The sequence below is a fragment of the Bianquea renquensis genome, from assembly GCF_014384895.1.
Classification (GTDB): Bacteria; Bacillota; Clostridia; order Lachnospirales; family Bianqueaceae; genus Bianquea; species Bianquea renquensis.
Map to the genome: position 1 here is coordinate 1 of NZ_JACRSQ010000043.1, position 22,012 is coordinate 22,012.

Below are 22,012 nucleotides of genomic sequence, written 5' to 3' on the forward strand. Positions count from 1 at the left end.
GACTACTACACCGCAAGGTGCGTTACCTGTTAAGTTGATTGAACCGCCGTGTACCGAACGGTACGCACGGTGGTGTGAGAGGTCGGTAGGCGAAATAATCGCCTACCTCCTACTCGATTTTGTTTCAAAAGTTCGCCGTAGGGGCTGTCGGGAAATGGATAATCCTGCCCCTACACATATTGGAATACTGCCCGCCGGCGTGCAGTATTTATCCATTTCGCCGCGGGCTTGATCGTTTCGACGCTGCCGGCGTAGAATTTTGCCACCTTTTGCCCGCTGGCCGCTGCCGTTCTTTGCCTAGCCGGCGTGCAGTTTTCATCCCGTTTCTCCGCGTGCTAGGTCGTCTCAACTGTGCCGGCGGGGAATATGCCACCTTTTGCCCGCTGGCCGCTGCCGTTCTTCACCTAGCCGGCGTGCAATTTTCATCCCATTTCTCGCCGGTTAGGTCGTTTCGACGCTGCCGGTGGGGATTTTTGCCACCTTTTGCCCGCCGGCCGCTGCCGATGGTCACCTAGCCGGCGTGCATTTTCATCCCATTTCTCCGCCGGTTAGGTCGTTTCGACGCTGCCGGCGTAGAATTTTGCCACCTTTTGCCCGCCGGCCGCTGCCGATGGTCACCTAGCCGGCGTACATTTCTTATCCCGTTTCTCCGCGTGCTAGGGCGTCTCAACTGTGCCGGCGTAGAATTTTGCCACCTTTTGCCCGCCGGCCGCTGCTGATGCTCGTCTAGCCGGCGTGCATTTTATCCCGTTTCTCCGCGTGCTAGTTCGTCTCGACTGTGCCGGCGTAGAATTTGCCACCTTTTGCCCGCTGGCCGCTGCCGTTCTTCACCTAGCCGGCGTGCAATTTTCATCCCATTTCTCCGTCGGTTAGGTCGTTTCGACTGTGCCGGCGGGGAATTTGTCTCTTTTTGCCCGCTGGCCGCTGCCGATGGTCACCTAGCCGGCGTGCATTTTCATCCCGTTTCTCCGCCGGCTAGGTCGTTTCGACGCTGCCGGCATAGAATTTGCCACCTTTTGCCCGCTGGTCTCTGCCGTTCTTCACCTAGCCGGCGTGCAATTTTCATCCCATTTCTCCGCCAGTTAGGTCGTCTGGACTGTGCCGGCGGGGAATTTGTCTCTTTTTGCCCGCTGGCCGCTGCCGATGGTCACCTAGCCGGCGTGCATTTTCATCCCATTTCTCCGCCGGTTAGGTCGTTTCGACGCTGCCGGCGTAGAATTTTGCCACCTTTTGCCCGCTGGCCGCTGCCGATGGTCACCTAGCCGGCGTGCATTTTTCATTCCGCTTCTCCGCGTGCTAGGTCGTCTCAACTGTGCCGGCATAGAATTTGCCACCTTTTGCCCGCTGGTCTCTGCCGTTCTTCGTCTAGCCGGCGTGCATTTTATCCCGTTTCTCCGCGTGCTAGTTCGTCTCGACTGTGCCGGCGTAGAATTTGCCACCTTTTGCCCGCCGGCCGCTGCCGATGGTCACCTAGCCGGCGTGCATTTTCATCCCATTTCTCCGCCGGTTAGGTCGTTTCGACGCTGCCGGCGGGGAATTTTGCCACCTTTTGCCCGCTGGCCGCTGCCATTCTTCACCTAGCCGGCGTGCAATTTTCATCCCATTTCTCCGCCGGTTAGGTCGTTTCGACGCTGCCGGCATAGAATTTGCCACCTTTTGCCCGCTGGTCTCTGCCGTTCTTCACCTAGCCGGCGTGCATTTTCATCCCATTTCTCCGCCGGTTAGGTCGTTTCGACGCTGCCGGCATAGAATTTGCTACCTTTTGCCCGCCGGTCTCTGCCGTTCTTCGCCTAGCCGGCGTGCATTTCTTATCCCGTTTCTCCGCGTGCTAGGTCGCTTCAACTGTGCCGGCGGGGAATTTTGCCACCTTTTGCCCGCTGGCCCTGCTGTTGCTCACCTAGCCGGCGTGCATTTTCATCCCGTTTCTCCGCCGGTTAGGTCGTTTCGACTGTGCCGGCGGGGAATTTGTCTCTTTTTGCCCGCCGGCCGCTGCCGATGGTCACCTAGCCGGCGTGCATTTTCATCCCATTTCTCCGCCGGTTAGGTCGTTTCGACGCCGCCGGCGGGGATTTTTGCCACCTTTTGCCCGCCGGCCCCTGCCGATGCTCGCCTAGCCGGGGTGCAAAAAGGTCCCGGGTCAGCCGGGGGCATCTTGCAAAACTCGTCTCCCCCATATAATTTTTCTCCTCTATCTTTTGAAGAAGGGAGGATGTGCCTATGGGAAAGCAACACCGTGAATTGACATGAGGCGAGAAACGCCGTATCCGTAAGCTGGTTACATCCATGTGCGCCAACTACGACAAAGAGTATGGCGGCCTGCCGCTGGACAGCGAAAGCTATGCAAATATTATCAATACCGTCTTATGAGTGCTGACTGACCGAACGCGAACTTTTTTATCCAAGAGATTTGAAATTTTCTTTCCAATATGATATACTACAAAAATGACAATCAAGTAGTCCGCCCCGGCGCGTTACGCCTCCGTCAGGTCATGTGAGCGGAGGGGGAGGCCGGTCCTAACGGCAGAAGTGGAGGATAGACATGCGCATTGAACCAAGGGTAAAGGGATTTATCTGCACAACAGCACATCCAGAAGGATGCAAGGCCCATGTGAAACAACAAATTGACTATATGAAACAACAGGATACAACAGAAGGCCCCAAAAGCGTGTTAGTCATCGGAGCGTCCAGTGGATATGGGCTGGCATCCCGCATTGCCGCGGCATTTTCCTGCCGCGCGGCAACCATAGGTGTCGCCTTTGAAAAAGCAGCGCGCGGCAGCCGCACGGCTACGGCGGGATGGTACAACTGCGCCGCTTTTGAGGAATTTGCCGCGGCAGAAGGTTTGTATGCCAAGACCATCAATGGCGATGCCTTTTCCCGGGAGATCAAAGAGCAGACGATAGAGTTGATCCGAAGGGATCTGGGGACGGTGGATATGGTGGTGTACAGCCTGGCAGCGCCGAGGAGAACGGTGATGTCAAGAGAGGGAGCCCCCATAACCTATTCCTCGGTTTTAAAGACGGTCGGCCAGCCATACACCAGCAAATCCATCGACCTCAGGACAAACCAGGTTACACAGGTCACAGTGGAGCCCGCCACAGAGGAGGAGATTGACAACACGGTCAAGGTCATGGGCGGGGAAGATTGGCAGGATTGGATCGCAGCGCTAGACGAGGCGGGTGTACTGGCAGACGGAGCCGTTACGGTGGCCTATTCCTACATCGGACCGGAGCTGACATTCCCGATTTACCGAAATGGCTCCATCGGCATGGCAAAGCGGCATCTATCCCAGACAGCGGCCACCATGACGAAGGAATACAGGGACAGAGGACTGCAGGCCTATGTATCAGTAAACAAAGCGCTTGTCACCCAGTCCAGTTCTGCGATTCCCATTGTGCCGCTGTATATCTCAATTCTATACAAAATTATGAAGGAAATGGACTTGCACGAAGGATGTGCACAGCAAATGTATCGCCTATTCCACGATAAGTTGTATTCTGGAGAGGTCGCGCTGGACCAAGATGGACAGATCCGTCTTGATGACTATGAGATGCGGCCGGAGGTACAGGAGCGCGTTATGAAGCTGTGGGAGAATGTCTGCGATGAAAATCTACAGGAGTCCGCAGATATTCAAGGATATTGGGATGATTTTTATGCCCTGTTTGGATTCAGAATTCAAGGAGTGGACTACGAGGCAGACCAGGAAGCGGACCGTGTCATTCCCAGTCTGTGTGCGGCGGAGTAGGGGGATCGGACATGGCAATCGACGCAGTGCGAGACTATATGAGGCAGTTTCACAGAGAGCAGGAGATTCTAGAGTTTCCTGCCTCCAGCGCGACAGTGGAGCTAGCCGCTAAGGCGGTTGGGGTGATACCGGCTCGAATTGCAAAAACCCTTTCATTTCAGGATGGAAATGGAAGGGCGCTCCTGGTGGTGGCAGCAGGCGACTGTAAAATCGATAACAGCAAGTTTAAAAAGGCCTTCACTATGAAGGCGAAGATGCTGTCCCCAGAGGAGGTGCAGAGGTTGACGGGCCATGAGATCGGAGGCGTCTGTCCCTTTGCAAACCCGGAAGGTACGAGGGTCTATCTTGATCAGTCCCTTCGGCGCTTTGAAACGGTGTTTCCCGCCTGTGGGAGCAGTCATTCCGCCATTGAATTGAACTGTGACGATCTGTTCACAGTTTCGAGAGCTTTGGCGTGGGTCGATGTCTGCAAACCGATTGTAAGGGATGAAGCGCTGTGAAATACTTCAAGCTGGACCGCAAACAAGTGTGGGTGGCGCTGGGGACATTGGCGGTGTTGGCAGTACTGTATGGACTTCTCTTCTTTTTCCTGGGCAGACCGATTCTCAGAAGCATTGGCGAACCGGAACAATTCCAGCACTGGGTCGACGACCTGGGGGGCTGGGCCTATGTATGCGTGATCGGACTGACCGCAATTCAGGGGGTAGTCTCCATCTTTCCCATCGAAATCATAAATGTGGGGGCGGGCTATGCATTTGGTTGTCCTATGGGGACCTTGCTGATTCTGACCGGAATCGCCCTCGGCTCCGCTGCCATTTTCTTTATTGTGCGGCATCTGGGAATGAAGGTTGTGGAATTTTTTGTGCCCCGGGAGAAGATCGATGAGCTAGCATTCATCAAATCTGAAAAACGGCGCACGCTATTTGTCTTGATTACCTTTTTAATCCCGGGAACCCCAAAACGGACGATCTCCTACTTTATGGGAATGACGTCCATGCCGGCAGCTACGTTCGTCTTGGTGAGCACCCTGGCTCGCCTGCCTACCATCGCTATTTCCACCTATGGCGGTGAAGCGTTAGGAAGCCAGAAATATATCATGGCTCTCATCATTTTTGTCGCCATGATCGTGGCTGGAATTGCCGGTATGCTTGTGTACAGGCGCATCTGGAAATCAAAGAGGTCGCCAAAAGCTTAGATCAGTCTCTGAGATAGGTCTGGACAAGCTTCAGAAACTCTTCCCAGCGATTTTGTTCGCGAATTTGCTCCGGACAATCTTTGCCGGAAAAGTCATAGTGCTGCCGCACATCCTGGAGTGTTAACTCATAGGCTTCCAGGAGATAGGCTGTCAGCCTGGCGGCATTGTCGAAGGTGCTGTCAAAATCACCTTCCGGATTGACGCATAGTTCAATGCCGATACCGGTTTGATTGCCCGGTCCCTCACGGCCGTCGCCGCAGTGCCAGCCCACTTCATTATCGGGGAGATGCTGATAAATCTCGTGGTCATCCACGGTATAGTGCCAGGAAGTAGACCCATTTTCACCGCTGGCTAGCAGTCGGGCATGATTGGAGGCCCCGGTTCCTGGATCGGTGTTTCCCGTTTCATGGATAACCACATACTGTACGGTGCGTTTTGTCCCAGGTCGCCCTTCCGATCCGTTGGGAATCAGATCCACGGTTAATGGAATCCCGTCGATACTGTCAACCTTGGGCCGTTCCACCGTATAATTTGCGGAGGAGGATAGGGGCCTTGAGGTGTGTTGATGCTGAAGAGAATCCCCGCTGTTGGAGTGCTCTTCTTTCTCTGTGTGATCACCTTCCGATTTCTCAAGTTTGACCGCACTGGCATGTGCATCCATGCGGACTAGGCGAATGAGACATACCGTGGCGACGACCAGCATGATGGAAAGAAATAAAGTGAAGAAAAGAATGGAGTATTTTTTTGTGCGTCGATTCATTGGGATCACCTCTGCTTGTACAATATCAATGGATTGTATCCGAATTGTATCAAAGCTGCATCCGCAATGCATGAAAAGTTTGTCGCTTTTATGAAGTCCGTCAGGAGGATCCGTGAGGCGAGTTTACAATAAAGAAAGTCAAAATATAACCCCAGGCGGCCCTGGGGTATTTTCTTGTCCGATAGGAAAATTTGCCGCGAACTCACGACTTATGAGGATCGTGTTGTGCCCGCGGGAACAGACTTTCGGAACCTTCCGCGATCACTTTGCATCGGTAAATTGCGCCAGCACATTTTCCTTCAACAGCGCAGCAGAAAAGTCAGCGAGTTTGGCTGATTCCTCCGACAGCCATCGAAATGGCTCTAAATCTTGGATTTCCTCATGGGTCTTCGTGTTCCAGGCGCGGCTATTTTCAAAGATTCCATCCCTTGCCATTTCAAAGGCGACCTCATCGGTGAAGAAAGAGCCCTTCAGCATATACGCCTGAGATGCGACAAATCCAGACTCTTTTGTCAGCAAATTGCTGCCGAGGGCCATTCGGACGTGGTCAGAGTATCCCATGAGATCCAATAGCGTTGGCATCAAATCAATCTGACCGCCAGCAACAGAGCGGGTCAGGGACACGCCGGACCCGGGGATATGGATGAGCAGAGGAATATTCATCATCTGGTCATAATCGTATTTGTATCCGAGAAACTCTGACATGAGAGCGTTGCACTCCGGCTCAGAGGACATGAGCCCAAAATGGTCGCCGTAGAATACGAGAATGCTGTCCTCGTATAACCCCTCCTTTTTCAACGTTTCGATGAACTTTCCAATGGCAGCATCCGTGTAATGGACGCTGTTAAGGTAGTTTCCAAACCAGGTATCCTGGTGTTCCGGTGCAAGAGTGATCCCATTATACATCTCGGTAATATCATAGGGACAGTGACTTGTCAGGGTGATGAGGAAGGAGAAAAACGGTTTGGAGAGCTGTTTCATATAGGAAATGGATTGTTGGAAGAAGTCTTCATCGCCAATGCTCCACCCCACTTTGTTTTCCCTGGTCAGGGTATAATCTTTTTCAGAGTAAAAGTGTTGGAACCCCTGGACCGGGTATGCCTGGTTTCGATTCCAGAAGTCCGCGATATAGCCGTGCATTGCGGCGGTTTCATAGCCTTGGTCCCGCAGAAGCCAGGGCAGACCATAAAAAGAATCGTCCTGGAATAATGTGTAGGACTGCCCATACATAACCGGCAGTAGAGAGTTGAGGCTGGCGAACTCAGCATCGGAGGTCCCCCCCTTGCCAATCTGTTGATAGTAGTGATCGAAGTAGATCGTATCGTTTCCGAGAAGAGCGGTGAGGTTCGGGGCAATCTCTTGTCCATTGTAGGAAGCTCCTATGACGAAATCTTGAATGGACTCCATCTGAACTAAGATTAAGTTCCGTTCTTTTGCAATTCCATGGTAGGGCGATTTTTGAATCGAGGTCTGCACATACTCCGCCACACGACCGTCCGCCAATACTTCCTGGGCCTCCACGGTTTTATAGCCTGTCAGAAAATTTTTGACGTCGCGTGCATGGTAGGTGAACAGCTCACTGTGCTGCATGGCCGTCGGAATATCCCACTGGGTGTTTGTAAAGATGGAAAAGAGTAGAAGACCTGACAGACTGACGCTGACAATGGGCATCCAACGGACTTTGGGGATGGAGAAATCCACCTTTTTTATGAGTAGCGCCAAAATCAGCGGAAGATCGGCGACCATCAGTAGAAATGAAATGTCGAAAAGCTCTTCCACCGTCCCGCCCTGCATTTTTTGCATCATACTGATGAGCGAGAGAAGACCCAATACCGGGAGCTGATCATAATACGTATTGTAGTATAGGTCGATGAACATGACGATGGAGACTACGGCGTCCAGCAGAAGATACTGCACCCACTTTTTTCTAGCAGAACTTTTTCTGGCGGAGAAGATACAGTATGCCAGCATTCCGAAAAAAACCATTGTAAAAGGATAGCCGATCCCTATGAGCGGCAGATCCGCTGACACATAAAACACGGTAAATTTAAAGATGAAGAGTGCTGTAAGGACACAAGCCCACAAAAGATTTTTCCGTTTCATAGAATCTTGATTCCTCCCCCTATATTGACGAATCCCCTTGCCATCAAAAGATACAATTTCTCTATGCCAATCCTTGTCCGGCAAGGTTATTGTAACGTGAACTTCTTAGAAATGCAATGGAAGAAATCTTAGAAAATTCTTAAGTAAACATTACGAATGCAGGCGAAAAAAATGAGGTCTAGCCGGAGAGAGGTGGACCGATTTGCAAATCCATCGCGATATGATATAATATTCGCAGTCGCAATCATACACGCCGGCCGCCCAAAGGCGGAGTCAAGCTTTTTCATGCCGATCCCAACGGCGCCAGGAATCATGGCAGAAAATCCACAAAGCGAAAGAAGGGAGTGACCCCTACCGTGTTAGAGCATATTATATTTGATTTAGATGGAACGTTGACGGACCCTTTTCTTGGGATTACCCGGTCCGTACAATTTGCCCTGTCCCATTTTGGGATATCCGTGGAGAATCTGGAAGCGCTGACATGTTTCATTGGACCGCCGTTGCTGGATTCTTTCCGACAGTTTTATGGATTTACAGAGGAACAGGCAGAAGAAGCAGTGGTTTTCTACCGGAAATATTTCCGCGAAACTGGAATTTTTGAGAACGAAGTTTTGGAGGGGATTCCAGAGCTACTGTCCAATCTCTGCGCCGCGGGAAAGAAGCTCTACGTGGCGACGAGCAAGCCTCAGATATTTGCGGAGCAGATTCTAGAGCATTTTTCCCTTCGGACATACTTTCAAGGAGTCTGCGGGAGCAATCTGGATGGAAGCCGCTGCCGAAAGGCCGAGGTCATAGACGATATTCTAAATACACTGCCGCCGAATGCCTCCGCCGTGATGGTGGGAGATCGAATGTACGATGTGGCCGGCGCTAAGGAGGCGGGAATTCCCTGCATCGGCGTCACATATGGCTATGGCGGAGAGGAGGAACTGCGTCAGGCAGGGGCTGACCGCATCGCGGCAACGGTACAGGAGTTGGAGCAGTGCCTGCTTCAAGAAAGCAGAGATGAATAAAAGGAGGGAGAATCGTGCAGTTAGAAGAAATGAGTCAGTTTTTTAACACCCGTGTTGATACCTATGAGGAGCATATGCGCACGTGTGTTGACGGTGCCAATGAATATTATGAGAAGACAGCTGCCCACTTTCCTGAAAGGGGAGCGATCCACATCCTAGATCTAGGATGTGGCACCGGATTAGAGCTCGATGCCCTGTGGAAGCGCAACCCGGAGATCGAGGTGACAGGAGTGGATCTGGCTGGCGATATGCTGGCGGTGCTAAGAAAAAAACACCCTGACAAAAAGCTTCACCTAATCCAGGCCTCCTATTTTGATGTGGATTTTGGCCAGGGGCAGTTTGACGCGGCAGTCTCCGTACAAACGATGCACCATTTCACCCATGAGGAGAAAATAAGCCTGTATCGGAGGCTCTGCACATGCCTGAAGCCGGGCGGCTGGTACGTGGAGACGGATTATATGGCTCCAGACTCCCGTTATGAGGAACAGTGTTTTGCAGACTATGAACGGGTAAAACAAGAACAGGGACTGGGCGAAGGCTTCTACCACTTTGACCGTCCCTGCACGGTGAAACATCAACTGTCCATGCTGCGGACGGCTGGTTTCATGGACGCTCAGGAGTGCTGGCGGTGCGGGGGAACAAGCATACTTTTGGCGAGACGGTAAGTTTGGGCTTGCCAGGGGAGCGCAGATGGGATATACTGACAGATACATAATTGACCGGTGGAAAGGAAAGGTAACTATGGACAGTCGTTTACAGGATGTTCTGGCGGGACGAGAGGACAACTATATATTCCCCTTTTATTGGATTAAAGAAAACAAGCGGGAAATTTTAGCGCAAGAGGTGCAGCACATCCAGGATTGCGGCATCCGCGCCTTCTGCGTCGAAGCTCGGCCCTATGAGCACTTCGGCGAGGCGGACTGGTGGACCGATATGGGAATCCTGCTGGAGGAAGCCAAGAAGCGAGACATGAAGGTGTGGCTGCTGGATGATAAACATTTTCCTACAGGGCAAGCCAATGGAAAGATGAAACACTATCCACAGCATCGAAAATGGCATTTGCGGGAAGAGCATGTGGACGTTATGGGTCCCATGCGGGGAGCGTCCGTTCTTGTATCCCCGCTGGATGAGGAAGCGGAGGAGACTCTGTTGGGCGCTTACGCTTACAGGCGAACCGGCGTGAAAGAAGAGTTGGAGGAAAAGGCCATCTGCCTGACCGGCCATGTGAAGGGGCGTTTCCTCTATTGGGATGTGCCGGAAGGATGCTATCGAATTTTTTTGATCGTCAAGACAAGAAAGGGTGGATCCCAGGACTACATTCACCTCATTGACAAAGAGAGTGTAAAGGTTCTGCTGAGAGAGGTGTATGAACCTCACTATGAGCACTTTCACCAGTACTTTGGCAATACCTTTGCCGGCTTCTTCTCCGACGAGCCGCAGATGGGGAACAAGCGGTTTGAGTGGCTGGCGCCGGACAATGGATTTTACGAATATTCGGTTGGACTTCCCGGTCTGAGTCTGCCCTGGAGCGATGAATTGGCGCGGCGCTTGCAGGAGTGGTCTGGCGGTGATTTTTTGCCATACCTGGCAGGCCTATGGTATCCCATGGGGGATAAAACCCATGAGATCCGTGTCGCCTATATGGACGCTGTGACCCGGTTGTACCAGGAGGCATTTTGTATGCAATTGGGTGAGTGGTGCCGCGCCCATGGCGTGGAGTATATCGGGCATATCATCGAGGATATGAATGCCCATGCTCGGCTTGGGTGTAGCGACGGCCATTATTTTCGGGCGTTGGACGGGCAGGATATGGCCGGGATCGACATTGTCCTTCACCAGGTCATGCCCGGGTTCGCGCATTACGAGACGGCAGCGTCTCTATTTGGGGGAAAGGTGGACCCGGCCTTTTTCCAGTATGTTCTGGCTAAATTAGCGGCATCCCACAGTCAACTGCAACCGCGGATGAGGGGGAGGGCCATGTGCGAGGTGTTTGGCGCCTACGGCTGGGCGGAGGGGTCCCCTGCCATGAAGTGGCTGATTGACCATCTGCTAGTGCGGGGGGTCAACCATTTTGTCCCCCACGCCTTCTCCACGGAGTTTCCAGACTCGGATTGCCCTCCTCATTTTTATGCCGGAGGTAAGAATCCGCAATTTGCGGATTTTGGTGTCCTGATGCGATATGCCAACAAGGTGAGTCATCTGTTGACAGGAGCCAGGCATATAGCCAACGCCGCCATCCTCTATCACGGGGAAGCAGAGTGGGCCGGCGGAGAGTATATGTTGGTCCAGGAGCCAGCTAAGTTGCTCTACGACGCTCACATCGATTATGATATCGTTCCCATCGACAGCGTCTGTGGGCAAGCGGTGGTAGACCGGGGGAGATTGCGGATTGGAAATGGATGCTTCGACTGTCTGCTTGTGCCAAGGGCACAGTATTTGCCCCCGGCATTTCTGGAGCAGGTTGGGAAATTGGCTGGCCAGGGAGCCAAAATCTGGTTTCTCGATGCCCTGCCGGAGGCGGAAGGGTTTGCAATGCCGGTGGTGAGACTGAAGGACTTGTTGGACACCATGAGAACAGAAGGGTTCGTGGATGTGGAGGTTGAGGGAGATCATCCGTTTCTGCGAATTTACCACGCATCCAGGGGTGAAACGCAGTATTGGATGTTATTTAATGAGTCCACAGTGCAGTCAGTGCAGACGAAGGTGTATACGGGACATAGCGGCTCGTACCAGCGATTGGATTTGCTTTTGGATTCCGTGTCGGAGGGAGTGGCGGAGGACGGCTGTTTTCCTGTCGCTTTGGCGCCATATCAGTCGGTTATCTTTGTCATGGACCCGGACTTTGCCTTTGCGCCATCGAAGCCGAGACGGCTGGTGGAGAGCCAGACATTGTCCCTCAACTATGCGGTCTCCATTGCGAAAGCGGGAGAGTATCCGAATTTTGTTCCCTACAGGGCGATGAAGGCGCTCGCCAGCCTGACAGGACCGGAGGAAATGCCGGAATTTTCTGGAACCATGCGGTATACGGCGGTCATGACGGTGGGCGATCCCAGCGGGGTTCAGGTGCTGGACCTCGGTATGGTGGGAGAAACTGCGGCGCTGTGGGTTAACGGAAAGTTGATCGGGCGAAGGATCTGTCCACCTTACCGTTTCGAGTTGACGGACATCCTGCGCGCTGGTGACAATACAGTGGAGATTGAGGTTGCCAACACGCTGGTCCAGCAGATGAAAGACAGGCTATCCCGCTATATGCAGATTGCGCCGTCAGGGTTGTTGGGGCCGGTGGTTTTGGAGCGGTATGCGGAGGAATAAATAGGGGATGGAAATAAACAAAGACGTTTCCCGGAGGCTGTGGGAAACGTCTTTGTGTGTGAGTATAGGGGCTATGCCAGTGTCGCCTTCGCCACCCGGACGCAGAAGCTGCTTCCGTATTCCTGCCCGGTAAAGTTCACGCTGAGCATGGAATCCTTCTGGACAAAATCCAATGCCTCGCCGCTGTCCATCCACTGGATGGAAGAGATGGTGTCCGCCACATTGCCGAAGGCATAGCTTCCGCTGTAGCTGCTGCCGACGGTGACATTTTCGTTGCCCTTGCGGCCAAGATCATAGATAAACAGATAGAGGGTCTTCCCATCCCGGAGGATAAAGTTTTTGCCGAGGCCGCTGGCCGGGTAGGGGCGTCCATTGTAGATCGCTTCCCCATAGAGATTCATCCAGTCTCCTATGGTGTACAGCAGGGCCCTGGTCATAGGTGTGATGGCGCCCTGTCCGGCGGGACCAATATTGAGAAGATAGTTGGCGCCCACTTTACGGCAGTCGCAGAGGGTTTCAATCAAATATTTGGGGCTTTTAAAATTAAAGTCACAGGCTGCATGGCCCCAGTGGTCGTTCATGGTATGGCACATTTCTGCTGCAATGTACTTTTTCATGCCTTCGCGATTCATAGGCGTGGGATGGCCCTGCTCAAAGGTGACAGAGTCGATTTCAGGGTTGCCGGTTTCACCCCGGGCAGAAAGACCGGTATTGTTCACGATGATCGCTTCCGGCTGATGTTTGCGGATGGTGGCGTACAGCGCGTCTTCCTTCCAGTCAGCGCCGGGTTTGCTCCAATTGCCGTCGAACCATAGGCCGCCGATCTTCCCGTAATTGGTGCACAGGATTTCCACGCTCTGGCGCAGATATTCCAGATAGGCGTCGAAGTTGTTCTCAAAGTCAGGGTTGTACCAGTCCAACGTGGTGTGGTAGAAGAAGGGGACGATCCCGTGCTTATTGCAGGCGTCGACGTATTCGCGAATCAGGTCGCGGCCGGCGGGACTGTGAACAGCATCGTAGTCATTGAGGCCGCAGGTATCATAGAGAGAAAAGCCCTCATGGTGGCGGGTCGTCAGGGTGATATACTTGCAGCCCGCTCGCTTCGCGGTCAGGACCAGATCCTCCGCATTGAAATCTTCTGCGGTAAAGCGATCCTTCAACTTTTTATACTCATTGGCGTCCAGCTTTCCAATGTGGTAGATCCATTCTCCGCGGCCGAGCTGAGAATACAATCCCCAGTGTACGAACATGCCAAATCCAAGTTGTTCAAAATCCGCGATGTATTGTGGTGCGACAGGAATACTCATTTGACGATACCTCCGTATTGTTGTAGTCAGAGTCATTATACCGTTGTCCCTGGGAAATGTAAATAGATTTTTATAGCAGGAATTTATAGAAAATTAACCTTTAACACGACCAATTACGCCGTAAAAACAACCAATTACGACAAAGCCATCCGTAAGGAGGCTTTTTTGTTAAAATAGAAAAGGGGGAGCGTCCCCTTTTCCGTGGGATTGCATCCCAAGGAAATATCCCTATTAGGCGAGGAGAGTTTTGAGATGAACAGTAAGAAACAGGGAAACCGTCTGCTGGCGCTGCTGCTCAGCTTTTGCATGCTGCTGACAATGGTTCCCGTTACGGCGTTTGCGGCCGGCACAAATGGAACCGCACGGGCAGAAGACGAGTGTGACGTTCTGATGTTCAGCACCTATTTGTCGCATGTTCCGCGGGATAACAGATATGTAAAGGCGGCCCGGGAAAACATCCCGAAGGTGTTTGCGGAAAAGGGCTATAAAGTCAAGACCAAGATTGATTTGAATTCTCAGGAGCAGCACCTGACAGAGGAGGATATGAAAGGAATCAGCCTTTTGATCCTGTTCTTCCCCTATGTGAGCTTCAATGACAAGGACATCGCCCTGATGCGGGAGTTTTTGCAGGGCGGCGGCCGAATCGTCATGATCGGGGAACACGGGAGATTTAGTCCAACAGAAAATGCAGTGCTGACGCAGGCGGCGGAAAAGCTGGGCGGCAGCTTTACGATCAGCACCCGGGCCGTGGGCAAAGGATATGAGATCAAGGTAGGTTCGGCGGATATGCCTGAAACCGCTCTGACAGGCGGAGTAGAATCCTCGCTTTACTGCAACTATGTCGCCCCTATCAGCTATACCGGAAGCGTGCAGCCGGTGCTTTCCTATGATGGGGACGTGTGGGCTGTGGATCAGGCGGTGGAAAATGGCAGAATTTTTGCCATCTCGGACATCGACTGCTTTGATCCATTGTTCGAAAACAACGGGTTATTCAAAAACAACGCGCAGCTGACAGCTGACACAAAAAAATGGATTTTAAACTGGCTGCTTGACGCGAGAGACAACCAGAGTATGGTTGTTGACAATAAGGACCCCAACCTGGGCTTTGGCGGCAGCCCCATAGTCAGCGTGGATGTGGGAGCAGATAACCATATCTCGATTGCGGGAGACTATTCCTTTACCGTTACCTATACCGGTTCTAATGAATCTCCCAACGGCATCATAGACGCCGACACGGTCGGCACGGACGACGTGGTGGTGAAGGATGCAGACGGAATAGAGCTGCTCATCAATCACGTGGAAATTATTTCCGGAGAAGGGACCAAAAGCCTGACGGTTCGCTATACAGTGGAGGCCCAGCAGACAGGTTTCTTTACACCGGGGGATTATACCATTGCTGTCGCCAACGCCAGTGTGGCAGACAGAGCGGGCAAGCAGGTGGGCGGAAAAACAGTGGCGTCCTTTACAGTTATCGATCTGCCTGTGGAAATTACCGGGCCGAGAAATATTTCTATCCCTCTTGGCGGCAGCGCCAGCCTTTCTGTCTCTGCCAATGTAGAGGGCAGCGCGGCGGAAGAATTTGGCCCGTTTACCTATTCGTATCAATGGTATCGGAAAATCGGCACCAGCTATGAAGCGATTAACGGGGCGACCGGGGCTTCTTATTCTCTGCCGAAACGTGTGACCGGCAACTCCGGACAATATACATACCGGTGCGAATGCAGAGTTACGACAAAAGACGGTTCTAGCATCCTAGTCAATTCCAGGGACGCGGTGGTCACTGTGCAAAGGGGCATTTCCATCGGCTCGCCTACGGCCACGGAACAGAACGGATCCACCACCTATTCTCTGACCGCAGAACTGCTGGACGCGGGCAGCGAAACCATTGTAGAGACTGGCTTTGTCTGGGGAATAATGGGCAGTCCAACCCTTTCCCTCAACAACGGCCAGGCAAAAACCAACTCGCCGGCAACTGCGGCGGGGAATGAGATTTCCGTAACAGCGGCTACTCTGGCGGCCGGGGTTTCCTACTATGCCAGAGCTTACGCAAAAACCGCCAGCGGCAGCGTGGTTTACAGTGCTGCACGGAGTTTCGGCAGCACCGGGACACTGGGAACTTTTTCTGTAGCGAATAACGGCGACAATACATTCACTGTAACCCTTTCCGGCGGCAAGGGAGAACAGATGGTATTTTACCGCACGGTAAACGGTTCCGCTGTAGGTGGCACCCACTTTGAGCACAAATCAGGCGTGCTGGTATTTAAAGAGGGAGAGACGCAAAAGACCATTGCGGTGACGGAAAATAACCCTAATTCGACGTACAACGGCAACGCGGCAACGGGCTACTCCAATGCTGCCCGCACGTATTCCCTGGAGCTTTACCGCACCATGGGCGGCGCGTCTGTTTCGGAGAGTGAATCCTCTGCTGTCAGAACCTTACCAAGCTATCAAACGGTCAACCGGGCAATTTTCGGCAACTTTGAAATTCAGGAATCCTCTTTTTACCATGCGCACGGAGATTATGATGACGATGACAGGGGCTGGACCAGTGGGGGACGGACTGGCAGCGATATACATAAGGCAGAGGATAAATATTATAGTATTGCGTCTCTAACCACGCCGGAATACTGGAGGGCTCTTAATACCGCTGAGGTGCAGTTTCGCATGACATTTGAAGCCATGGAAGAGAGTGACGGCTATCAGCATATTCAGATCGCTTCAGGGATGCGCCTGGATTTCCGGTATTATCCGTATGACGGCGACTGGAAAACAGAAAACAATAACATTCCCAGTGACAACGGTACCGCTCTTTACCAGGTGATCTTTGAACACGGCGGCAGCGGCAAGAATGCAAACTGGGCGAGCTATTCCCTGCCGAACGCCGACGGCACAAATCCGTCTAAGAGTAACTGGCGCGAAACCTGGCTGAACGGCGGCGGAACGGTGGGACAGAGCTATGTCGTCCTTCCCTTGGACTCAGACTGGGTGACCGTGGGCTGGGGCGCCAGCGGAAGCGGCAGCGATAAGTGGAGAACGCAAAACGAATTATTTAAGTTCCGGGTGGGTGATACCCAGGAGCCCCGGCTGCTCGCCGTTGCGCCCATGGCACAGACTGCTTACGCCTCGGGGGAAACCATCACCGTCGCCCTGATTTTTGACGAAATTGTGGACGGGCAGAATTCTGCGTTAGAGAATGTGTCCATCGAGACTAATTTGACCGGTACATTGCGCTATACTGGCGGGGCGGATACCAACGTGCTCTATTTTACGGGAAAAGTAACCTCTGCATTTGATGGGGGCGAAATTCAAGTTACAAAGATTAACGGAACCGATTGCATTAAAGATATGGCGGGGGATACCGACAGCACTGCGACGCCTGCAGATTCCGGCGGAACAACGCAGATCAACCTGTCAGGTTCCTCTGCGCCCACAGTAACCATTCGTAATCAGTCCATTGCCGACAGCACAGCCTCTGCCACGGTGACTGCCAAAAACGCCACCGTGCTGAAATACTGCTGGACAAATTCCGCTGCCATGCCTGCGGCAGGCTGGATGACTGCTGATAAGAATACGGACGTTGCGCTTACCAACCCGGTCACGGAAGCGGGAAAGTATTATCTGCATGTTATGGCCATTAAGACGAGCACAGGCGACGCGGCTTACAGCAGTGCAACCTTTACAGTAGAAGATAAAAATCTTATCTATCTGACCGCCTCTGCGGATAACAGCCAGTGGGCCCAAAGCCGCAGTATTTTGCTGGAAACCAGCGGGGATGGAACCCTCACAGTGAGAAAGCCTGACAGTACGACGGAACCCATAGAATCCGGCGCCTCGGTTTACACCGCCCTGGAAAACGGAAGCTATCAGTTTACCTTTGCCAGCGGCGGGGAAACTGTCATAAAGACAGTTGAGGTGGAAAGAATAGACCGAACAAGCCCCTCCGTGAGCTTCAGCGAATTGCCCTCCGGCTGGCAGGCTGTGTTTCCTGCTTTCACCGTCAGCGGAAATGACGGCGCCGGCACAAACGACAGCGGGATTGTGAGCTTAAAGTATAAGCTGGTGACGGAGAGGGGAGAATATCCCAACGCCGGGCTTACGGATGTTACTGTTTCTGGCGGTTCTGTCAGCAACTGGAACATAAACGGCGCCGGCGCTGTAGATGGAATCAATTATATTTATTATGTGGCAGAGGACGGAGCCGGCAACATGACCCAGGGCTACAGCAGCGCCATCAAGCTGGACACAACGGTTCCTGGGATTACAGTGGGCGCCTCGGTTTCTGAGGGGTCGGCGGCCATGTTTGATGTGGAAGCGGCCTTTGGCGTGTCCGGCGGCACGATTACCTTTACCAAACAGGGCGGCGATATCCAGTGGCCGGTTTCCGGAACTGCCGAAGGCGACGGAAAGGGCGGGTATACGTTTACCGCTACTCCCGGCGTAAGCGAAGAAGGGACCTATGTGTTTACCGTTACCACCGGAGCCGGAAAAACCACCCAAGTTGCCGCTCCAGCCATCTGCCGGGTAACACTGTACGCAGGAGAAGGCAGCTTTGACCCGATGGACGATTGGGAGAATACATCAACCTGGCTTGTGGTATCCGGCGGAGAGGTTACGCCGCCGACAGTGGAAAATCAGCAGGCTCCCAAACGGAAGGGCTATACCTTAAAGGGCTGGTATACGAACACCGACCTTGACCAGGAATATGATTCCGGCCAACCGGTTACCGGCGATATATCCCTTTATGCCGGCTGGGATTTGAATACTTACATGATTGCGTATCAGTTGAACGGCGGCGCCCTTATGTCCGGCGTCAGCAATCCAACCTCCTATACGGTGGAAAGCGAGAACATTACGCTGCAGAATCCAGAAAAAGCGGGCAATATTTTCCTGGGCTGGAGCGGTACAGGTCTGGAAGAAAATACCAAGACGGTTATCATTCCCAAAGGAAGCGTAGGCAACAGGGAATACACGGTGAACTGGGCGGAGGTTGCGGTTACCATGGACGGATGGACCTATGGCGATGCGCCGAATGAGCCGGTTCTAGGCAAAGACAGCAATCCAGGCGGCGGAGAGGTAACCTATACCTATTACACCGACAGCGGCTGTACGACAAAAACGACGGCGGCTAATGGCGCTGCTGTAGAAGGAGGAACGCCCTCTTATGCCGGCACCTACTATGTGAAGGCAGAAGTGGCCGCCTCAGGCGGTTATAACGCCGCCAGCGGAACCGATTCTTTCACCATCGAGAAAAAAGAGATTGGAATTGAATGGGGAACGCCGGACCTTACTTATACCGGAAAAGAGCAGGCCCCCACTGCCACCGCCACAGGCCTGGTGAACGGCGACGAGTGTACCATTGCGGTTACGGGAGCTCAAAAGGACGCTAACGCAAAGAATACTTCCAATAGCTATACCGCGGCAGCGTCGAGTGTGAGCAACGAAAGTTATAAGCTGCCGGCAACCGGACTCACCCGGGAATTCACCATCAGTCCGGCCGGGCTTACGATTCAGTGGACCAATACGAAGTTGATCTATAACGGCTCGGCGCAGAAGCCGACGGCGACTCCTATCGGCGCGGTGAACGGGGAAACAGTGACTGTCTCTGTCTCTGGAGAGGAGACAGACGCAAACAAAAGCGGGGAAACCTATACCGCCAGAGCATCTATTGCAGATAAAAACTATGTGATTAAAAGCGGGGAAACGACAGAATTTGAAATTATCTATCTTTCGGTGGCTGAGGGGGCGTATACTCTCTCAGGCATCGAAGGGGACAATGGCTGGTACATCAGCGATGTAACGGTAAATCCATCGGACGGATATACCATCGCAGAAAATATGAGCGGTCCTTATGGCTCAAACCTCATGCTGCCGGAAAGTACCGGGCAGGATTACATGATCTATCTGAAAAACGAAAAGGGCCAGATGACCGGCGGTATTGCGGTGGGAGAAATCAAAATTGATAAGGAGGATCCCGGAATCACTGTTTTCGGCAACACGACCGACTATCTGCAAAGCGATACGGCGATAATCACAGCGGAGGACAGCACTTCCGGCGTGGCTAAGGTGGAGGTGCAGAAGGATACCGGCGAGTTTGTGGATATTACCGATTCCTATAAAGACGGCTATGCCGTAGTTGCAAACGGGAAGTATACCTTCCGCGTTACCGATAATGCAGGGCGTACAGCGGAAAAATCGCTTGTCTATAGCGGGGTCGATACAGTCATGCCGGTGGTTGCTATCACTGCGACTACGGATGGTGGGGATGTCTACACGGACGGAAGCTGGACGAACCAGAATGTGACCCTAACGCTTCAGAACATAGCGGGGAATCTGGGAACGACGAAATTCCAATACAAAGTGGACGGTGGCCAATGGATGGAGTATGCTGTTCCAATCCTCGTTTCCGCTGATACGGGTGCGGAGGGTATAACCTATACCTTCCACGCCACCAGCGCCAGTGGCGTGGAAAGCGAGGAAAAATCCATTACCGTCAAACGGGATACTGTTGTGCCAGACGGAGATATTGTCGTTAAAGAAAATAGCATCAAGCAATTCTTGAACAATATCACTTTCGGCTTGCTCTTTAATGAAACGGTAGACGTGACGATTACTGGGATAGATGATCTCAGCGGAGTAAAAAGCATACAATACTACCGCACTAATGAAATCCTGACAGAGGAACAGGTTAAAGTACTGACCGATTGGAAGGATTACAAGAAGAGTGTCAGCGAAACTGCTGCGGATGCGGAACAGTTTATCTACTATGTCAAGGTGGCCGATCATGCAGGTAATATGATCTGCTTTGCTTCCAATGGCGTAACCTTCGACCTGACAAAGCCCCTGATCGATGGGATTGTAGATGGCGGAACGTATTACACCACGCAAAAGCCTGTTGTAACGGATGTCAATTTGGATTCCACCACGCTGAACGGACAACCGGTGGTTGGAGAATTTATACTGACGGGCAATATGGACATGATCTATACCATTGTGGCTGTGGATCTGGCAGGCAATGAAACGGTGGTCACGGTGATGATGAAGCCGATTGCCAGTCTGGCAGACCCTCTTGACGGCCTGATCGTGGATAATGTATCCTCAAACGACAAAGAAGTTATAGAAGAAGTGCTGGATAAAGTCAACGCAGTGGAAACGGAGAACGCGACGGATCAGGAAAAAGATGCTTTGCAGAAGATCCGAGACGATTGCACCGTATTGTTGGACAAAATCAATGATACAGATGAGAAAATTGCCGATGTGATCGAAGGTGTGAACAGCTACGACGAAGATACGGTTAACTCCGCGGACAAAGCCGACATCGAACAGTTGATGGAGGATGCTGAAACGCTTCTTCAGATCGATAATGTGACAGAAAATGAAAAGGCCATTCTGATCGACATAATAGAAGCGGGACATAATCTGCTCGACCGAATTGATGAAGCGGCTCAAGCGGTGAATAGAGACGCTGTACAGTCCTCAGATCAAGTTATACAGGATACGGTTACACTGGAGGATAAAGAGCGGCTAACGGAGGCGCTGGAGGATTTGAAATCTGCGCTGGAAAACTTTGGCGGAAATTATACCGAAATCGAAGCGGCAGAAATACAGGAGGACATCGAGCGGATTCAAGATGCCCTTCAGACCATTCAAAATGTGGAGAATGCCGCTGAAAAAATCGAAGCATTGCCTAACCCGGATTTTATTGCAATTTCTGATGAAGCAGCAATCAGCGATGCGCAAAAAGCATATGATAGGCTGACGGAACATGAAAAGAGCTTAGTTGGAGCAGAGTGGAAAGATACGCTCGACAAAGCCCGGAAGGCTCTTGAACAAGCGAAGAGAGAAGCAGAGGAAACCGGCACGCCACAGACGGGAGATAACAGGAATCTGTGGCTGTGGACTGCTTTGCTGTTTTTCTCCGGCGGTACGGCGCTGGCACTGCAAACCAAACGTAAGAAGCAAGGAAGATTATAAGCCACACCGATCGCCTTTGAAGCGCAGGTGACAATACAATGGAGATTGAGGTTGCCAACACGCTGGTCCAGCGGCCTTCATTGGCTGTTTGTGTATGAGGATGGTATGGAGGTGCCCAGCGAATTCGAGCGAAGGCATAGTGGGGATTGGGGAAGATTTTCTTCGGCTGCCATAAAACCCGTGCGATTTCCGCACGGGTTTTATTTTGCGCCGCCTTTGAACTGTTATTCTACATCTTGGATGGCACGAATAACAGCGCGTTTGACAATCCAATTTTTTAGGGATTGATAGGCAAGAAGCTGTTCTGCCAGATCCCGGTCGATCACGTATTGCTATCCTCTATTAAATACCAGCCCGCCAGCAAATTATACATCTCTGCATATTTCCCTCTTTTTTTATCAGCTCGTCATGGGTACCGGTTTCCATAATCCTGCCCTGATCCATCACAAGGATTCGATCGGCAATCTTAGCCGACCCAATACGATGGGTACGTTTGTCAATGATGTGAGACCGAAAAAGCGAAGGAGTTTGGAAGAGATATCGAGTTTGTTGACGAAGGGAGGGCGAAGCCCGACCGGAGTCAACAAACTCGGGAGGACTCCAAAT

General features: G+C 52.3%; 16 protein-coding genes. 8 read left to right on the forward strand and 8 right to left on the reverse strand.

Annotation, left to right across the window (positions count from 1 at the left end):
• Positions 1-656: 656 nt before the first annotated feature.
• The 4 genes from H8730_RS16050 to H8730_RS16065 all read right to left on the reverse strand — a co-directional run bounded on the left by H8730_RS16050 (position 657) and on the right by H8730_RS16065 (position 2,174).
• Entirely contained in the window at positions 657-800 is a 144-nt protein-coding gene (locus tag H8730_RS16050; RefSeq protein ID WP_249290177.1) for a hypothetical protein, read from the reverse strand.
• Between the two features lie 351 nt (positions 801-1,151).
• On the reverse strand, positions 1,152-1,439 hold the full coding sequence (locus H8730_RS16055) for a hypothetical protein (protein ID WP_249290178.1): 288 nt from the start codon (positions 1,437-1,439) through the stop codon (positions 1,152-1,154).
• Positions 1,440-1,470: 31 nt separating this feature from the next.
• Entirely contained in the window at positions 1,471-1,641 is a 171-nt protein-coding gene (locus tag H8730_RS16060; protein ID WP_249290179.1) for a hypothetical protein, read from the reverse strand.
• Between the two features lie 362 nt (positions 1,642-2,003).
• Positions 2,004-2,174, reverse strand: coding sequence for a hypothetical protein (locus H8730_RS16065; protein WP_249290180.1), 171 nt, complete (start codon positions 2,172-2,174; stop codon positions 2,004-2,006).
• 88 nt (positions 2,175-2,262) lie between these two features.
• Here H8730_RS16065 and H8730_RS18130 point away from each other — a divergent pair, with 88 nt between their 5' ends.
• From H8730_RS18130 to H8730_RS16085, 4 genes are all read left to right on the forward strand, one after another.
• Positions 2,263-2,367 carry a cysteine-rich VLP protein gene (locus tag H8730_RS18130; protein WP_430385396.1) on the forward strand — a complete coding sequence of 35 codons (105 nt, stop codon included), beginning with the start codon at positions 2,263-2,265 and terminating at the stop codon, positions 2,365-2,367.
• Positions 2,368-2,539: 172 nt separating this feature from the next.
• Positions 2,540-3,745 carry an enoyl-ACP reductase FabV gene (gene fabV / locus H8730_RS16075; protein WP_249290181.1) on the forward strand — a complete coding sequence of 402 codons (1,206 nt, stop codon included), beginning with the start codon at positions 2,540-2,542 and terminating at the stop codon, positions 3,743-3,745.
• An 11-nt stretch (positions 3,746-3,756) separates the two neighbouring features.
• Complete coding sequence (locus H8730_RS16080) at positions 3,757-4,245, forward strand: YbaK/EbsC family protein (protein WP_177718152.1); 489 nt, start codon at positions 3,757-3,759, stop codon at positions 4,243-4,245.
• Positions 4,242-4,940 carry a VTT domain-containing protein gene (locus tag H8730_RS16085; protein ID WP_177718150.1) on the forward strand — a complete coding sequence of 233 codons (699 nt, stop codon included), beginning with the start codon at positions 4,242-4,244 and terminating at the stop codon, positions 4,938-4,940. Before H8730_RS16080 ends, H8730_RS16085 begins: the two co-directional genes overlap by 4 nt.
• 1 nt (position 4,941) lies before the next feature.
• Here H8730_RS16085 and H8730_RS16090 read toward each other — a convergent pair whose 3' ends face one another.
• Positions 4,942-5,700 carry a peptidoglycan recognition protein family protein gene (locus H8730_RS16090; RefSeq protein WP_177718148.1) on the reverse strand — a complete coding sequence of 253 codons (759 nt, stop codon included), beginning with the start codon at positions 5,698-5,700 and terminating at the stop codon, positions 4,942-4,944.
• A gap of 261 nt (positions 5,701-5,961) precedes the next feature.
• Positions 5,962-7,803 (reverse strand): LTA synthase family protein, encoded by a 1,842-nt coding sequence (locus H8730_RS16095; RefSeq protein WP_177718146.1) that lies wholly within the window; start codon positions 7,801-7,803, stop codon positions 5,962-5,964.
• A 356-nt stretch (positions 7,804-8,159) separates the two neighbouring features.
• Between H8730_RS16095 and H8730_RS16100 the strand changes: the two genes are divergently transcribed.
• The 3 genes from H8730_RS16100 to H8730_RS16110 all read left to right on the forward strand — a co-directional run bounded on the left by H8730_RS16100 (position 8,160) and on the right by H8730_RS16110 (position 12,128).
• The gene (locus H8730_RS16100; RefSeq protein ID WP_177718144.1) at positions 8,160-8,816 is read left to right on the forward strand and encodes an HAD hydrolase-like protein; all 657 of its coding nucleotides are present in this window, start codon (positions 8,160-8,162) and stop codon (positions 8,814-8,816) included.
• Positions 8,817-8,830: 14 nt separating this feature from the next.
• Positions 8,831-9,481, forward strand: coding sequence for a class I SAM-dependent methyltransferase (locus H8730_RS16105; protein ID WP_249290182.1), 651 nt, complete (start codon positions 8,831-8,833; stop codon positions 9,479-9,481).
• Positions 9,482-9,557: 76 nt separating this feature from the next.
• Positions 9,558-12,128: a glycosyl transferase family 2 gene (locus H8730_RS16110; RefSeq protein WP_177718143.1), complete on the forward strand. Its 2,571-nt coding sequence runs from the start codon at positions 9,558-9,560 to the stop codon at positions 12,126-12,128.
• Between the two features lie 71 nt (positions 12,129-12,199).
• Here H8730_RS16110 and H8730_RS16115 read toward each other — a convergent pair whose 3' ends face one another.
• A complete protein-coding gene (locus H8730_RS16115; RefSeq protein WP_177718142.1) occupies positions 12,200-13,435 on the reverse strand; it encodes an alpha-L-fucosidase in 1,236 nt (411 codons plus the stop codon).
• Between the two features lie 252 nt (positions 13,436-13,687).
• On the opposite strand from H8730_RS16115, the gene H8730_RS16120 reads away from it, so the two are divergent.
• Positions 13,688-21,406, forward strand: coding sequence for an InlB B-repeat-containing protein (locus tag H8730_RS16120; protein ID WP_177718141.1), 7,719 nt, complete (start codon positions 13,688-13,690; stop codon positions 21,404-21,406).
• 342 nt (positions 21,407-21,748) lie between these two features.
• On the opposite strand, the gene H8730_RS16125 is transcribed toward H8730_RS16120, so the two are convergent.
• A partial coding sequence (locus H8730_RS16125) for a hypothetical protein (protein ID WP_346726595.1) occupies positions 21,749-22,012 on the reverse strand: 264 nt, incomplete at its 5' end.

Coding starts and splice junctions, on each gene's coding strand:
- H8730_RS16060 (WP_249290179.1), bottom strand. CDS start 1,641: ATGCCGGCAGCGTCGAAACGACCTAACCGGCGGAGAAATGGGATGAAA.
- H8730_RS16065 (WP_249290180.1), bottom strand. CDS start 2,174: ATGGGGGAGACGAGTTTTGCAAGATGCCCCCGGCTGACCCGGGACCTT.
- fabV (WP_249290181.1), top strand. CDS start 2,540: ATGCGCATTGAACCAAGGGTAAAGGGATTTATCTGCACAACAGCACAT.
- H8730_RS16080 (WP_177718152.1), top strand. CDS start 3,757: ATGGCAATCGACGCAGTGCGAGACTATATGAGGCAGTTTCACAGAGAG.
- H8730_RS16090 (WP_177718148.1), bottom strand. CDS start 5,700: ATGAATCGACGCACAAAAAAATACTCCATTCTTTTCTTCACTTTATTT.
- H8730_RS16095 (WP_177718146.1), bottom strand. CDS start 7,803: ATGAAACGGAAAAATCTTTTGTGGGCTTGTGTCCTTACAGCACTCTTC.
- H8730_RS16110 (WP_177718143.1), top strand. CDS start 9,558: ATGGACAGTCGTTTACAGGATGTTCTGGCGGGACGAGAGGACAACTAT.
- H8730_RS16115 (WP_177718142.1), bottom strand. CDS start 13,435: ATGAGTATTCCTGTCGCACCACAATACATCGCGGATTTTGAACAACTT.
- H8730_RS16120 (WP_177718141.1), top strand. CDS start 13,688: ATGAACAGTAAGAAACAGGGAAACCGTCTGCTGGCGCTGCTGCTCAGC.